Genomic DNA, 13785 nt, shown 5'->3' on the forward strand with positions numbered 1-13785 from the left:
GCAGTTCGGCGCGGTTGGCGGAAATGGCAGTGGCCATCAGTCCTGTCCTTCTTCTTCCAGTTCGTCGGCGCCTTCGGCTGAAAGCGGGACGGTTGCAGCAATGAGTTTGTCGGTGAGCACCAGCTTGGCCGTGTCGATCGCGTCGAACGGCAGTTTGTGCTCGACTTCTTCCTTGTCCAAAATCGTGACGATATCGCCGTCGATCCCGACCAAGAGGCCGTTGAAGCGCTGGCGGCCGTTGAGTTTTTCCTTCAGCGCGACCTTTGCCTCATGACCCGCCCAATCGGCGAAGTCGCTCGGGCGGGTCAGCGGGCGGTCGATCCCCGGCGACGACACTTCCAGCCGATACGCCTGATCGATCGGATCCTTGCCCGCTTCCTCCAGCGCGTCGAGCTGCACCGAAATACGGCGCGACAGGTCGGCGCAATCGTCGATCGTCAGCTGCCGCGTCTCGGGACGCTCGGCCATCACCTGCAAGGTCGGATCGCTTGTCCCGCCAAAAAAGGCAACGCGCACGAGCGACAGGCCCATCGCCTCGGCTTCGGGCGCGATGATCGCGGTCAGGACGTCAAGATCGGCCAAGTCAGTCTTTCAAATCGGATGACCGGCAAGCATGTGGGTATAGCCGCCGCGGCCCGCGGCCCCGACGTCCCAACTGGCTAACCATGTCAAGAAGTACGCTGCGTATACGTTGCGGCGGGTGAGTCGGCAAGGGGGAATGAGAGAGCGGGGTGCGCGATCTTCTGATATCAGCCTTATGCGGAGCGCCGCCCTCGCCGCCGGACGATCAAGGCGGCGATGATGCCGAACAGGCTGATCAGGAACGCTGTCGACTTGATCGGCTGCGCCGCGGCGGCGATTTCGGCCAAGCGATCATTGCCCGCAAAGCGCAGTGCCTGGATAAATTGACAGATTGTTTCAATATAGTCGCCGACGCACACAATGATCGCGGCAATCATGATCAGCCAGCCCAGCCTTTGCAGCGCCGGCTTTTCCGCGGCGCGAAACATCTGCCCGCCGCGATAGGCGCCAAAGGAATAGACCGCGATATAGATCAGGTCCAACGCGATCGCCCACCGCGCAATGTCCATCACCCCCGCCGCCTGCCACGCGGCCTGAATAGCGTCGACGCCCATGGCGCTCCCAGCCGATTGATGGTCCCTGATCCCCCATGGCGCGACGTCGTTCGCAAACAGAGGATTCATCGCGATCATGATCGCCAGGATGAGCAATCCGCCCAACCAGAAGCACCAGAAATTTCGTTCGCGCCGCTGTGCATCGGTCATGCCTACCCCCAATGATCGCACGCGTTCCCGCACACTGCGGACACGCGTTTCTCGTGCGCCAACCGTCCGGCCATGGCGCCCACCGACGCTTATGCAAAGCAACCGGTACAAAATACTGCGCTGCGCGCCGCCGCGACGACCTTGCGCCCCAACCGATTTTGCCCGGATCGGATATCGCTACGCAGCGCGCGACGATATCGCCAAATCATGAGGCTTCGGCGCGACTGGGATTCGATGACCTGCGCAAAAGCTTGACTTTTCGTCAAATTTGTCGCAGTAGGATTTCGCTAACGTCGCCTGCGACGGAAATTTGATGCCTACGGCGGATACTTCCCTTCACGCGCTACCAGCTCCTCCGGTGCTTTTGCCGGTTGATTATCTGTTTTCGTGAAAGGAAACATCCCATGCCTATCGGCACCGTAAAATTCTTCAACACTGACAAGGGCTATGGTTTCATTGCCAACGAAGATGGTTCGGGCGACAGCTTCGTCCACATCACTGCCGTCGAGCGCGCCGGCATGTCGACGCTGAACAAGGAACAGCGCGTTTCGTACGAGCTGGAAACCGACCAGCGCGGCAAGACCTCGGCTGTCAATCTTCAGCCTGCCTGAATGATCTTCGGCTCGGCGCCCCTCGGGCGCCGGGCCGGACCATCGCGGCGGATAGTCCCCCGCGATCGATACCGTCAGTCGCTTCGTTCGACGACGATGTGCGGCCACGCTGCCGCCAGCCGCTCCGCCCAGCGCTCATAGGGCCACGGTATCACCTCCTGATCGAACCAGAACAGCCGGTCGCCGGCGCGGTTGTACAGATGCACTTCGTCATCGCTGTCGTCCTGCCGGACGATGCGCAACTTGCCGATCTGCGAGGGATGGATGCGGCCTTCGTCGCCGCCGCTGCTGCCGATCCGTCCTTGCCACCACACCAGATCGCCGGTTGCGGGATCGACAAAGCTGCCGCGGTTCGGATTGGCGAGCATGTTGAGCCCCGCGCCCAGCGCGACGAGCGCCCCGAACCCCTGCGCCAGCGGCACCAGCCACGGCGCGCATTCGCGGCCGTCCTCGCTGCAATTATCGGCGGGATCGATGACCGATCCGGCCCACAGAAACCCTAGGCCAAACGCCAACAGCAACCACATCCGCCAATCGGTGCGCGCGCTGCGCCGATAGGATGGGATGCCAACGCCGGTCATGGCACGGCTGTAATCCACCGGCGTCAACAGGTCGCTAACGCCCGCCGATGAGCCTTTCCGGGTCCAGTCTGGACGTCCTGCCGCGGCACATCTCCACGACTGCAACATTTTATTGGCGTTTGCGCGTATAAGGCGGCTTGGCACCCCGTTCGCGCGAATCGGCGCGGGCGGGGCGATGGAATTTGATGCGCGCATGAAGCCCGAACTGAACCTGACCGCCCGCTCGACGTGGCGCGACCCGGCGCCGGAACAACCGGCGGGGCCAGGACGCGCCTTTTGGGCGGCGATCATCGCGGTCATGGCGGTTGCGTGCCTGGCGTTTCTGCTGTCGAGCGGGCAGCTCCGCCCGCCCGCGGCGTTTGGCCCGTACAGCGTATCGGTGCCGCTCGATTTTCGTGCCTATGACCCCGCGCGCTGGGCGATCATGAATGCCGAGGATTATGAGGAGGCGCTGAAGATCGATCCGACGCTGCCCGATCCGGCCAGCATCGGTTTTGGCGATGCCGCCGCGCTGCCCCCCGCCGACCCGGCCTTGCTGCGCGACGAGGCCTTTGTCGGCCCGCCCGCCAAACCTTATGTCTTTCGCGGCGTCACCGCGCTCGACCGCGAGCGCGCGCATTATTGCCTGACCGCCGCCATCTATTACGAGGCGGCGTCCGAGACCGACGACGGGATGCGCGGCGTCGCGCAGACGGTGATCAACCGCGTCCGCCACCCCAGCTTTCCCAACACCGTGTGCGGCGTCGTCTTTCAGGGGTCGCAGCGCGCGGGGGTGTGCCAATTCACTTTCAGCTGCGACGGTGCGATGGCGCGCGCGCCCAGCAAGCCCAACTGGCTGCGCGCCAGCCGCGTGGCCTCGGCGGCGCTGGGCGGCTTTGTTTTCCCCAAGGTCGGCCTGGCCACCCATTATCACACCCAAGCGATCTGGCCGCGCTGGGGCAAGAGCCTGGTGATGACCAACATCGTCGGCGCGCATATCTTCCACCGCTGGCGCGGCCGCTGGGGCATGCCCGACGCGTTTCGCGCGCCGTATCTGGGCCGCGAGCCGGTGCCCGGCCCCTATCTGCCGCTGGCGCAGCAGCTGGCGATCCTGAAGGGTCAGGGTCTGCCCCCCGGTGCGGGTCCGGCCCCGATGCTGAGCGGCGTCGGTGCGCCTCTCCCCGATGTCGCCGCGGCGCCGCTGCCCGGCACGATGGCGCCGACCGCGCCCGTCATGTCATCGCCCGTCGCCGCGCCCGCGCCGACGCCGATCTACGCCGACCCGCGGCTCAACCAGTCGGGCCAGGTCCGCGAGGAATTCCGCGGCAGCGGAGAGTGGAAACGCTGACGCAATCGGCCTAGTCTGCCCGCCACATGATGAGGAGGCGGACATGGGGCATGTCAAAGGCATCGGCGGGCTGTTCTTCCGGGCGCGCGATCCCGACGCGCTCAACACCTGGTACAAGGAACGGCTGGGCATCGGTGCGGGATGCAACGCCGACGACACCGGCCCGATCGACGAATGGACGTGGAATGTCGCCGCGGGGCCGGTGGTGTTCGCGCCGTTCAAGGCCGACACCGACTATTTCGCCGCCGACCGCCAGTATATGATCAACCTGCGCGTCGATGACCTCGACGCCGTGCTGGCCCCGTTTCACGAAGCCGGCGACGATGTGATCACCAAACCCGAATGGAACGACCCGGCGACCGGCCGCTTCGCGCGGGTTCACGATCCGGAGGGCAATCCGATCGAACTGTGGGAACCGCCGAAAAGCGCATAGGATAACCATATAGGTTATTTATACTTGACATCGTTACGCTGATATGGCACATGTCGCGCGATTATGTACTTTACACACCCACAGCTAAGTGGTAGATAATGCTCATCAACGGAGCATATCACCATGTCGGTTCTTTCTTCCCCCTACTTCCACGACGAAGCCAAGGCTTTCGAGCATCTGGAAAGCATCGTTTGGGCTGACGGCGTTGTCTGCCCGCATTGCGGTGTGATCGGTGGTCGGGTCTAGGTCGCCGCTCTTAACCTTGCCCTGTAGGTATCCGGCAAATTTGCCGCCCTCTATATAGTGGTCCTGCAACCACTCACGATAAGCCCCAAGGGCGCTTAGCGGATAGCACCATGACTCTTGCGGGTTTGACTTAGCCTGAGGATGATCGGCGGGGTAATTGTGGGGATTCCTGTACGCGCGTAACAATACACAGAAAAACAAGGATGGCGACGAGCTGTTGTTCGAGGCCTCAGCGGAATTTCCGTCTACTCCCTTAAACCCCTCTCCGTTTGGAGATGAGAATTCAGTTTCTTTTGTCGAGCTTTTTTTGCCCGCTAGAATGCATAACCTTGTAATAACCCAGGATTGCGCAATTAAGGTCCGCGCCTTTATTGGCGATGACGAAATCCGGCTCGGAGCGATTGTGGTAAGTTTCGTCGAACCAGCATCAGGCGACACTGTTTCGTCCGCCGACTGACTCGGCTCTTTCACTGAAATATATGCGGCCAGCATCTGCTGGCCGTTTTCTTTTGGAGAACATCATGAACTGGTTTGGCCGGAAGGCTGCGCAGGGTGCTGCGCGGCCTGCTTTGTCGCGGGTGTATGGGACTTATGGGATGATGGGGTCGGCGCGGCCGAGGTCGTCGGCCCGGCGACATGGCGGTTGTCGCTTTTGCTGCGCGGGCGGGCAGGGACCGGGAGCGCAACGGGGCAAGCGGCGGGGGCTCCGTTCGTGCTGCTCGACGATAGTGCGCCGATGCTGTTGCCCGAGGCGCTGGCGGTTGCAGCGGAAAGCGGCGCGGCGCGGGTGCAATGGGCGCCGCGCGGCGGAACGGCGATGACCGACGTGACGGTGCCGGCCGCGCGCCAAGCGTTGCGGCCGCTGGCGCCGGTGCATGGGCGCATCGCTCCCGACGGGGCGGGCGGTGTCCTGATATCGTGGCGGCGTCGGAGCCGGGCCGATGCCGGCTGGCGCGACCATGTCGATCTGCCGCTGGGGGAGGGGCAAGAGGCGTGGCGCATTGTCCTGTCGCCGCCGGTTCCGGGCATCGCGGCATGGGACAGCGCGGTGCCGATGCTGTCAATCGACGCCGGTGTGATGGCGGCGTTGCCGCCCGGGACCGCGCTGGCGATTCGCCAAGTTGGCGATTTCGACCTGTCACGACCGCTCATCTTGCCACTGATATAAAAGGAGAATGCGATGACCGATATGGCGATAACGGCGCGCCATGCGCTGCCGCTGCTTGCAGTGGCGCAGGCGCAGAAAGAGTTGACGCATAACGAAGCGCTGACCCTGATCGACGCGTTGGAGCATAGCGCGGTCGAGGCTGGCCCGATAAACGATCCCCCGTCCGACCCCGCACCGGGGCAATGCTGGCTGGTCGGCGACACTGCAACGGGCGGCTGGCACGACCATGCAAAAGCGATCGCGCTATGGACCGCCGGCGGATGGCGATTCGCCGCGCCGCGTGCTGGCATGATTGTGACTCGATTGACCGATGGAGCGCGGTTGCGATTCGACGATGGCGCCTGGGTCGAGCCGAGGCCGATTGCAGTGCCATCGGGAGGCTCGACAATCGATGCCGAAGCGCGTAGCGCGCTGGCGACGTTGATCCTGCACCTTGCGGCGCAGGGCCTTCTGATTTCAGGCTGAATTTCCGCTCGCGGATTTGAAAAGTGCGACTTTTTAGCAACAGATTAGCGATTTGTTCACTTGCACGGAACCAAAGCGGCGAGTAGGACGTCTGCCGAGACGTATATCTCAATTTGAAAGGGGAATTACTATGAGGAAGCTTGCCGTAGCTGTGGCGTTAGCCTCCACTGCCCTGGCGTCGCCTGCTTTGGCGCGCGACGACTCTTGGTATGTTGGCGTGGGCGCCGGCGTTATGATCATTGAAGATCTGGATCTCGATATTGGCGCGACGCAAAACGCCGGTTCGCTCGATCATCGTTATGGTTATGACTTCGAGGGTACTGTCGGTTACGATTTCGGCGGTTTCCGCGCCGAAGTTGAAGTCGGTTATCGTGAAGCCGATATCAAGTCGGGCCGCTTTAATGTTCCGGGAATCCCCCAGTCGGTCAGCGGTGCAGGTCCGCTCGCGACCGGTGCTTTCGATCTGAACGGCGATACCAATGCGCTGAGCTTCATGGTCAATGGCATGCTCGACTTCGGTGACGACGACGGGCTTCAGGGCTTTGTCGGCGGTGGTGCCGGTGTGGCTCGCGTGTCGGTCGAACCTGTGTTCGCCGGTGCGTTCCTTGACGATTCGGACACGGGCTTTGCCTGGCAGGCGATCGCGGGCATCCGCGCTCCCCTCAGCGACACCATCGACGTTGGCGTGAAGTACCGCTTCTTCAACGTTGATAATGTCGATCTGGTTGACCAGGTTGGCCGTGACGTTTCGACGCGTTTCCGTTCGCACTCGGTTCTGGGTACGCTGACCTTCAACTTTGGTGGTGCACCGGAGCCGGTTGTGGCACCGCCGCCGCCGCCTCCCCCGCCGCCGCCCCCGCCGCCCCCGCCGCCCCCGCCGCCCCCGGCGCCGGTGTGTGAGCCTGGGCCGTACATCGTGTACTTCGACTGGGATCAGTCGAACATCACGCCGGAAGCGGCTTCGACGCTCGACAACGCGATCAGCGCCTACAACCGTGGTTGCACGGGTACGCAGGTCATGCTGGCCGGTCACGCTGACCGTTCGGGTTCGGCCACGTACAACGTCGGCCTGTCGGAACGCCGCAACACCGCGGTTCGCAGCTATCTGACCGCTCGCGGTATCTCGGATGGCTCGATCAGCGCGCAGGGCTTCGGCGAAAGCCGCCCGGCCGTTGCCACCGCCGATGGCGTCCGCAACGACCAGAACCGTCGCGTGGAAATCACTTACGGTCCGAACTCGGGCATGTAAGACCGGTTTCCATTCCCGACCGGGACTGGAAGAAACAAGCGAGGGCGGTACTGAAAGGTGCCGCCCTTTCTTTTGGCGCGGGCCAGATGGCGGGTTGCGCATAGTGGCAGAAATTTACGCACCCCACCGCCAGCCACCCGGCGCCTGTGGCATACCCTCGGGCAGCCCATGGTCTGACGAAATCATAGTGGCGTCGCATCGACCGAGCGATCGGCGCGATCTGTGTGACGGCGGATCGAAACGCACTGGTCCCGCGATGCCGCAATAGGCGGCGCTAATCGGGCCTTTGCCCTGTCTGCTGCGGATTAGGCGGCGGGGGCGGTGCCCGGGCGCAGGTAGGCCATCATATAGCCGACATAGTCGATCTTGCCGAGCGGCACGCCCATATGGCGGAGGATCGAATAGGCGGCGACGGCGTGGAAATAAAATTGTGGCTGCGCCCAGTCGCGAACATAGGTGAGCGCGGTCATGTCGAAGGCCATGCCGTTGGGCAGATCGAAACCGACAGGGCGATCCGGGTCGGCGTCGATGGCGGCGGCATCGATGATGTCGAGCCACGTCAGCGTCGATGCGATCTGCGCCTGAAGGCCGGCAAAGTCCGCCGCATCCTCGGTCAGCGTCGGCGCGTCGGTCGCGCCAAGGCGGATGAGTGGCTGGATCGCCTGCAAGCAGCTGAAACGTATTTGGGCAGCGAGCGGGAACATATCGGGCGCGAGGCGTGCGACGACCAGCTGTAATTCGCCAATCCCGTTATCGGCGCCCCAGGCCAGCGCCTTGTCCAATTGCGCCGACAGCGCGCGCAGGCCGTTTGTGTAAGCAGGAACGGTCATTTCATAGAGCATGGTCGCATCCTTGGCAGGGTAGAGGCCGGTCAGGCCGGGGCGAGATTGTCCTGGAATTGCAACCGCGCCAGGCGGGCGTAAAGGCCGTCGGCGGCGACGAGCGTGTCGTGCTTGCCCTCCTCGACGATGCGGCCATTGTCCATGACGATGATCCGGTCGGCGGCGCGGACGGTCGCGAGGCGGTGCGCGATGACGATCGTCGTCCGGTCGTGCATCAAGTTTTCGAGCGCGTCCTGCACCAGCTTTTCGGATTCGGCGTCGAGCGCCGAGGTGGCTTCGTCGAGGAGTAACAGCGGCGCGCGGCGGAGCAGCGCGCGGGCGATCGCGACCCGCTGGCGCTGGCCACCCGACAGGCGGGCGCCGCCTTCGCCCATGAAGGTGTCGAGACCGTCGGGCAGCTTGCGGAGAAATTCCTCGGCATTGGCGGCGCGCGCGGCGTCCCACAATTGATCGTCGGTCGCGTCCCAATTGCCGTAGCGCAGATTGTCGCGCGCCGAGGCGGCGAAGATCACGGTTTCCTGCGGCACCATCGCGATGCGGGCGCGAATATCGGCCGGGTCGGCGTCGGTGAGCGGGACGCCATCGAGCAGGATCTGCCCGGTCTGCGGATCGTAAAAACGCTCGGCCAGCTGGAACAGGGTCGACTTGCCGGCGCCCGAGGGGCCGACGATTGCGACCGTTTCGCGCGGCTGGATCGCGAGGTTGAAATCGTGCAGCGCGGGGGCGTCGGGGCGGGTCGGATAGTGGAATTCGACGTTTACGAATTCGAGTGTGCCGCGCGGGGGTTCGGGTAAGGCGCGGGGTTGTGCGGGCGGGGCAATGCTCGCCTCCGCATTGAGCAGTTCGCTGAGCCGCTCGGCGGCGCCCGCGGCGCGCAAGAGGTCGCCATAAACCTCGGTCAGTGCGCCGAACGCGCCTGCGACCAGGCCGCCCGTGAGGACAAAGGCAGCGATGGTGCCGCCGGTGATCGTCCCCGCGGCGACGCCCTCCGCCCCGTACCACAGCAGGGTCGTGATCGCCCCGAACAGCAGGCCGATGACGATCGCGGTCATGATCGCGCGGAGGCGAATGCGGCGCTTCGCGGTGGCAAAGGTCGCCTCGACCGCCGCGGCAAAGCGGCCTGCCTCACGATCTTCCTGTCCGAAGGCCTGGACGATCTTCATCGCGCCAAGCTGTTCGGAGGTGGTCGCGCCGATGTCGGCGACGCGGTCCTGGCTTGATCGCGAGACATTTTGCAGGCGGCGGCCGAGCAGGACGATCGGCATGATGATCACCGGGATGCCGAGCAGGATACCACCGGTCAGCTTGGGCGACAAAGTGAAGAGATAGGCGATGCCGCCGATGCCCATCACCATATTGCGCAGCGCCACCGACACGGTGGTGCCGACGACCTGTTCGATGATGGTGGTGTCCGACGTCATCCGTGAGGCGATTTCGGACGGCCGGTTTTCCTCGAAAAAGCCGGGCGCCAAACGCAGCAGGTTGCGTTGCACCGCCTGGCGGATGTCGGCGACGGTGCGTTCACCCAGCCAGCTGACGAAATAGAAGCGCAGCGCGGTGGCGAGCGCCAGAGTCAACACGATGCCATAAAACAGACGGAAATGCGGGGCGACGTCGCCGCCGCCGGCGACGAAGCCGCTGTCGATCATTTCCTTGAACTGCCATGGAATCGCCAAGGTCGCGAGCGCGGCGACGCCGAGCGCAACCGCCGCGATGACCAGTTGCAGCGGATAGGCGCTGGCATAGTGCCAGATCATCCGCAGGCTGCCGAGCTTGCGGCGGGGTTCGGCGGCGGTTTTCGCTAGGGAAAGGTCGGGGGTACTGGCCATTGCAGCGGCCCTAGCAGCGGCGACGCCCGCGCTCAACGACGCAGAATGACCGCCTTGCTTCATGTGCTTTGAAGCCGGGCTGCATAGCGGAGGGGCGGTTTAGGACCGAAATTGCACAGGTACAGCGATTTTGATGCATTGCACAATGAAATCGAAGCCCTAGACTGGCGTCAACGAACAGACGCCCAAAGAGCGTCGGGGCTTGCCAAGGAACGTATCGATCATGCTGTATCACGCCTTTGAAATGCAAAAGAGCTGGCTCGCGGGCGCGAGCGCGCTGGCGACCGCGGGCGCGCAGGTCATGCAGCATCCCGCGAACCCGCTCGGCTATTTCGGCGGCAGTCCGCAATTTGCATCGGCGCTGGAGGTGTTCGCGCACGCCGCCGCGCCGCGCGGCAAGCCAGGGTTCGAGCTGTACGAAACCGAAGTCGATGGCGAAATCGTGCGAGTGACCGAGTCGATTGAAGCGCGCAAACCGTTCGGCCAGCTCAAGCATTTCAAGCACAAGGGTAGCAAGGATGCGCCGAAACTGCTGATCGTCGCGCCGATGTCGGGCCATTATGCGACCTTGCTCCGCGGGACGGTCGAGCGGATGCTGCCCGGGCATGACGTGTGGATCACCGACTGGCGCGACGCGCGCAACGTGCCGCTGGAGGCGGGCAAGTTCGACCTCGACGATTATATCGATTATCTGATCGGCTGGATGGAGCATATCGGCCCCGGCGCGCACATGCTGGCGGTGTGCCAGCCGTCGGTTCCCGCGCTTGCCACTGCGGCAATCATGGCCGCGGACAAGAACAAGTGCCGTCCGAAAACGCTGACGATGATGGGCGGCCCGATCGACACGCGCAAGGCGCCGACCGCAGTCAACCAGCATGCGATGACGCGCCCGCATGCGTGGTTCCAGGAAAATGTCATCGCGACGGTCCCGGCCTATTATCCGGGCGCTGGGCGCCGCGTCTATCCCGGCTTTCTGCAGCTTGCGGGCTTCATGTCGATGAACCTGGGCAATCACATGATGAGCCACTGGTCGATGTTCAAACATCTGGTCGACGGCGACGGCGAAGAGGCCGACAAGACCAAGGAATTTTACGACGAATATCGCTCGGTGTGCGACATGACCGCCGAATTCTACCTGCAAACCGTCGATGTCGTATTCCAACGCCACGCGCTGCCCAAGGGCGAGATGCTGCATCGCGGCAAGCCGGTCGACCTCACCGCGATCGAGGATATTGCGCTGCTGGCGATCGAAGGCGAGCGCGACGATATTTCGGGGATCGGCCAGACGAAAGCGGCGCTTACGCTGACCAAATCGCTACCCGCCGAGAAGAAGAAATATCTGATGGCCAAGACCGTCGGCCATTACGGCATCTTCAATGGCCGTAAATGGCGCGAGGATATTGCGCCGGTGGTCGAGGGGTGGATCCGCAGCAACGGGGGGTGAAGCGGCCGGTGGCGGACATGGCCCATTTCCTTTCTCTCCCCTTGAGGGAGAGATACGAAGGCTCGGCAGCTCGCTGCCTAGCCGCAGTTGAGAGGGGTTTTGCGCCCGCTGGCGGCGCACCCCCTCACCAAGCTTCGCTAGCTCCTGACGGAGCAAGCTGCGCTATCCTCTCCCTCAAGGGGAGAGGATGTTAGGGCAGTTCCCGACCCCAAAGCGGACGTCGGCATGAACGCAGTTTTCAATGCATCGGCGACGTCCGTACCGCCCAATATCCAAGATAGAGCAACCCCGCCCATAGCAGCAGGACAAACGCCAGCCCCGCGCGGCTCGACGGGCGTTCGCTTGCGGCTTCTGCGGCGGCGTGGAGGTCGCTCCACAGCGGCCCGGGGATCAGGCGGCGCACCGCCCATAATCCCAATGGGACGATGATCAGGTCATCGAGCCAGCCGAGGATCGGAATGAAATCGGGGATCAGGTCAATCGGCGACAGCGCATAGGCGGCGACCGCGACCGCAAGGAACCGTGCGAGCATCGGCACGCGCGGGTCGCGCGCGGCGAGCCACGCGGCGTGTGCGTCAACGGCGAGGCGGTGGCCAAGGTCACCGATGCGTTCGGAAAGGGATTTGCCGGTCATCGCGATCTACCCTAGCCTTCCTGTATGGCGATCCAACTGAAAAGCGCGCGGGTTGAGCGTTGGGCGGTCGCGGCAGACTTCGTCGCGGTGCATGGCGTCCATGTCGATGTCATCGTTGCCGAGGTGGCGGGCGAAGGGGCGATCGGGCGCGGCGAAGGCACGCCTGTCCTTTATCTGGGTGAGGATGCCGTGGGGTGCCGCGATGCGATTCTGCGCGCCGCGCCGCATATCGCCGACATGGATGCGGCCGAGGCGCGGGCCGCGGTGCAGGAGCTGATGGCGCCCGGGGCCGCGCGTAACGCGCTCGACTGCGCGCTATGGGATCTGGAGGCGAAGCAGCGCGGGCTGCGTCTGTGGCAGGTTGTTGGTTGCGAAGGCGCTCCGATCGCGCGGGTCACCGCCTTTACCATTTCGCTGGGATCGCCGGGGGCGATGGCCGGACAGGCTGCGACCGCCGAGGCCGACGGCTATCGCCTGCTCAAGATCAAGCTGACCGGCGAAGATGACCGGCTGCGCGTCGCTGCGGTGCGCACCGGCGCACCGGAGGCGCAGCTGATCGTCGATGCGAATGAAAGCTGGGGCGAACTTGATATTTTGAGCGAAGCCGAGGCGCTCGCCGACTTTGGCGTCGAGATGATCGAGCAGCCGGTTGCGGTCGGCGCCGACGCGCTGCTCGATCCGATTTATGCGCCGATTCCGTTCGTTGCCGACGAAAGCTGCCAGACTGTCGCCGATGTCATGCGGATCGGCGCCTTTTACGACGGGGTGAATATCAAGCTCGACAAGGCGGGCGGGCTGACCGAGGCGCTCCGGATCGCCGATGCCGCCGACGCGGCGGGATTGTCGATCATGGTCGGGTGCATGTTATCGACCAGCCTAGCGATCGCCCCCGCGTTCTTGCTGGCGCAGCGCGCGCGTTGGGTCGACCTGGACGGTCCCGCGTTGCTGGCGCGGGACCGGGAGGGTGGGTTCGAGTTTCGGGAAGGGCGGATCGGGCCACCCGTCGTTTGATCCTCCCCGTCGCGCAGCGATGGGGAGGGGGACAACTCGCGAAGGGAGTCGTGGAGTGGCCGCGACGTTAGCGCCAAAGCCCCTCCGCCAGCGCTTCGCGCTGCCACCTCCCCATGGCTGCGCCACAGGGAGGATTTGCAATTACAGCATCACCTCGGCGTGCTGGCCGAGTTCGCCTTCCTTCATCGTCATGCCGGTCATCAGCTTGAAGATGCCCTTGATCCCGGGGTCGGCGGTCCAGATTTCGGCGTCAGCCAGATCAAAGCGGAGCAGCACCAGCTTGGGGTCGTCCTTGCCGCCGTCGTACCAAGCCGCGACGCCGTTACTCCACAATTTGTCGAGCAGCGCGCGGTCGCTTTCATGGACGAGCGTGCCCGAAATACACGCGAACAGGTCGTGTCCCTTTGACGCAAATTGCGCCATCGCGGGGCCGCCGCCCGCTAGGCGGTTGTCGGTCGAGGTGAAGAACCAGAAGGCGCCGTCGGCGTCCTTGTCGAGCTGCGCATTCATCGGGATATGATGTTCGCGTTCGCCGGTCGCGCCGATCATCACATAGGGGCTGTCGGCCAGGGCTTTCCAGAACTGCTTCTTGATGTCGTCGCTCATCGGGGGGATTCCTTTTTCTAGCGTGATGCGCACCTAACGCATCACGCCCCCCA

The 13785-nt window shown here is 63.9% G+C and carries 15 protein-coding genes and 2 pseudogenes; 10 read left to right on the forward strand and 7 right to left on the reverse strand.

The annotated features are described in order from the left end of the window. Window positions 1-36: 36 nt before the first annotated feature. Both rimP and VGN68_RS10800 read right to left on the reverse strand, forming a co-directional pair. On the reverse strand, window positions 37-582 hold the full coding sequence (gene rimP / locus VGN68_RS10795; protein WP_327476511.1) for a ribosome maturation protein RimP: 546 nt from the start codon (window positions 580-582) through the stop codon (window positions 37-39). A 173-nt stretch (window positions 583-755) separates the two neighbouring features. Then, window positions 756-1286, reverse strand: a complete 531-nt coding sequence (locus VGN68_RS10800) for a hypothetical protein (protein WP_327476513.1) — start codon at window positions 1284-1286, stop codon at window positions 756-758. Between the two features lie 404 nt (window positions 1287-1690). Here VGN68_RS10800 and VGN68_RS10805 point away from each other — a divergent pair, with 404 nt between their 5' ends. After that, window positions 1691-1897, forward strand: coding sequence for a cold-shock protein (locus VGN68_RS10805; RefSeq protein ID WP_120217235.1), 207 nt, complete (start codon window positions 1691-1693; stop codon window positions 1895-1897). Between the two features lie 74 nt (window positions 1898-1971). Here VGN68_RS10805 and VGN68_RS10810 read toward each other — a convergent pair whose 3' ends face one another. Continuing rightward, window positions 1972-2478, reverse strand: coding sequence for a hypothetical protein (locus VGN68_RS10810; RefSeq protein ID WP_327476520.1), 507 nt, complete (start codon window positions 2476-2478; stop codon window positions 1972-1974). 175 nt (window positions 2479-2653) lie between these two features. On the opposite strand from VGN68_RS10810, the gene VGN68_RS10815 reads away from it, so the two are divergent. The 7 genes and pseudogenes from VGN68_RS10815 (at window position 2654) to VGN68_RS10840 (ending at window position 7366) form a co-directional block, all read left to right on the forward strand. Next, complete coding sequence (locus tag VGN68_RS10815) at window positions 2654-3805, forward strand: cell wall hydrolase (RefSeq protein WP_327476522.1); 1152 nt, start codon at window positions 2654-2656, stop codon at window positions 3803-3805. Window positions 3806-3848: 43 nt separating this feature from the next. Continuing rightward, window positions 3849-4238: a VOC family protein gene (locus tag VGN68_RS10820; RefSeq protein ID WP_327476524.1), complete on the forward strand. Its 390-nt coding sequence runs from the start codon at window positions 3849-3851 to the stop codon at window positions 4236-4238. 123 nt (window positions 4239-4361) lie between these two features. Continuing rightward, window positions 4362-4469, forward strand: a pseudogene (locus VGN68_RS10825) (transposase); the annotation flags it as partial. A 541-nt stretch (window positions 4470-5010) separates the two neighbouring features. Then, a pseudogene (locus VGN68_RS20575) lies at window positions 5011-5187 on the forward strand (phage tail baseplate protein); the annotation flags it as partial. Between the two features lie 9 nt (window positions 5188-5196). Beyond that, the gene (locus tag VGN68_RS10830; protein WP_327476526.1) at window positions 5197-5652 is read left to right on the forward strand and encodes a hypothetical protein; all 456 of its coding nucleotides are present in this window, start codon (window positions 5197-5199) and stop codon (window positions 5650-5652) included. A gap of 12 nt (window positions 5653-5664) precedes the next feature. Next, on the forward strand, window positions 5665-6117 hold the full coding sequence (locus VGN68_RS10835; RefSeq protein ID WP_327476528.1) for a DUF2793 domain-containing protein: 453 nt from the start codon (window positions 5665-5667) through the stop codon (window positions 6115-6117). A gap of 130 nt (window positions 6118-6247) precedes the next feature. Continuing rightward, window positions 6248-7366: an OmpA family protein gene (locus VGN68_RS10840; RefSeq protein ID WP_327476530.1), complete on the forward strand. Its 1119-nt coding sequence runs from the start codon at window positions 6248-6250 to the stop codon at window positions 7364-7366. Window positions 7367-7671: 305 nt separating this feature from the next. On the opposite strand, the gene VGN68_RS10845 is transcribed toward VGN68_RS10840, so the two are convergent. Further along, window positions 7672-8208: a DUF1993 domain-containing protein gene (locus VGN68_RS10845; protein WP_327476532.1), complete on the reverse strand. Its 537-nt coding sequence runs from the start codon at window positions 8206-8208 to the stop codon at window positions 7672-7674. 29 nt (window positions 8209-8237) lie between these two features. After that, complete coding sequence (locus VGN68_RS10850; RefSeq protein WP_327476534.1) at window positions 8238-10037, reverse strand: ABC transporter transmembrane domain-containing protein; 1800 nt, start codon at window positions 10035-10037, stop codon at window positions 8238-8240. Between the two features lie 223 nt (window positions 10038-10260). Here VGN68_RS10850 and VGN68_RS10855 point away from each other — a divergent pair, with 223 nt between their 5' ends. Next, window positions 10261-11481 carry a polyhydroxyalkanoate depolymerase gene (locus VGN68_RS10855; RefSeq protein WP_327476536.1) on the forward strand — a complete coding sequence of 407 codons (1221 nt, stop codon included), beginning with the start codon at window positions 10261-10263 and terminating at the stop codon, window positions 11479-11481. 238 nt (window positions 11482-11719) lie between these two features. Here VGN68_RS10855 and VGN68_RS10860 read toward each other — a convergent pair whose 3' ends face one another. Then, on the reverse strand, window positions 11720-12115 hold the full coding sequence (locus VGN68_RS10860) for a YkvA family protein (RefSeq protein WP_327476538.1): 396 nt from the start codon (window positions 12113-12115) through the stop codon (window positions 11720-11722). Between the two features lie 24 nt (window positions 12116-12139). On the opposite strand from VGN68_RS10860, the gene VGN68_RS10865 reads away from it, so the two are divergent. Further along, window positions 12140-13126, forward strand: coding sequence for a dipeptide epimerase (locus VGN68_RS10865; protein ID WP_327476540.1), 987 nt, complete (start codon window positions 12140-12142; stop codon window positions 13124-13126). Window positions 13127-13267: 141 nt separating this feature from the next. Here the strand turns inward: VGN68_RS10865 and VGN68_RS10870 are convergent, their stop codons facing one another. Next, complete coding sequence (locus VGN68_RS10870; protein WP_327476542.1) at window positions 13268-13732, reverse strand: pyridoxamine 5'-phosphate oxidase family protein; 465 nt, start codon at window positions 13730-13732, stop codon at window positions 13268-13270. Window positions 13733-13785 lie beyond the last annotated feature (53 nt).

It is taken from the genome of Sphingopyxis sp. (assembly GCF_035998965.1).
Taxonomy (GTDB): domain Bacteria; phylum Pseudomonadota; class Alphaproteobacteria; order Sphingomonadales; family Sphingomonadaceae; genus Sphingopyxis.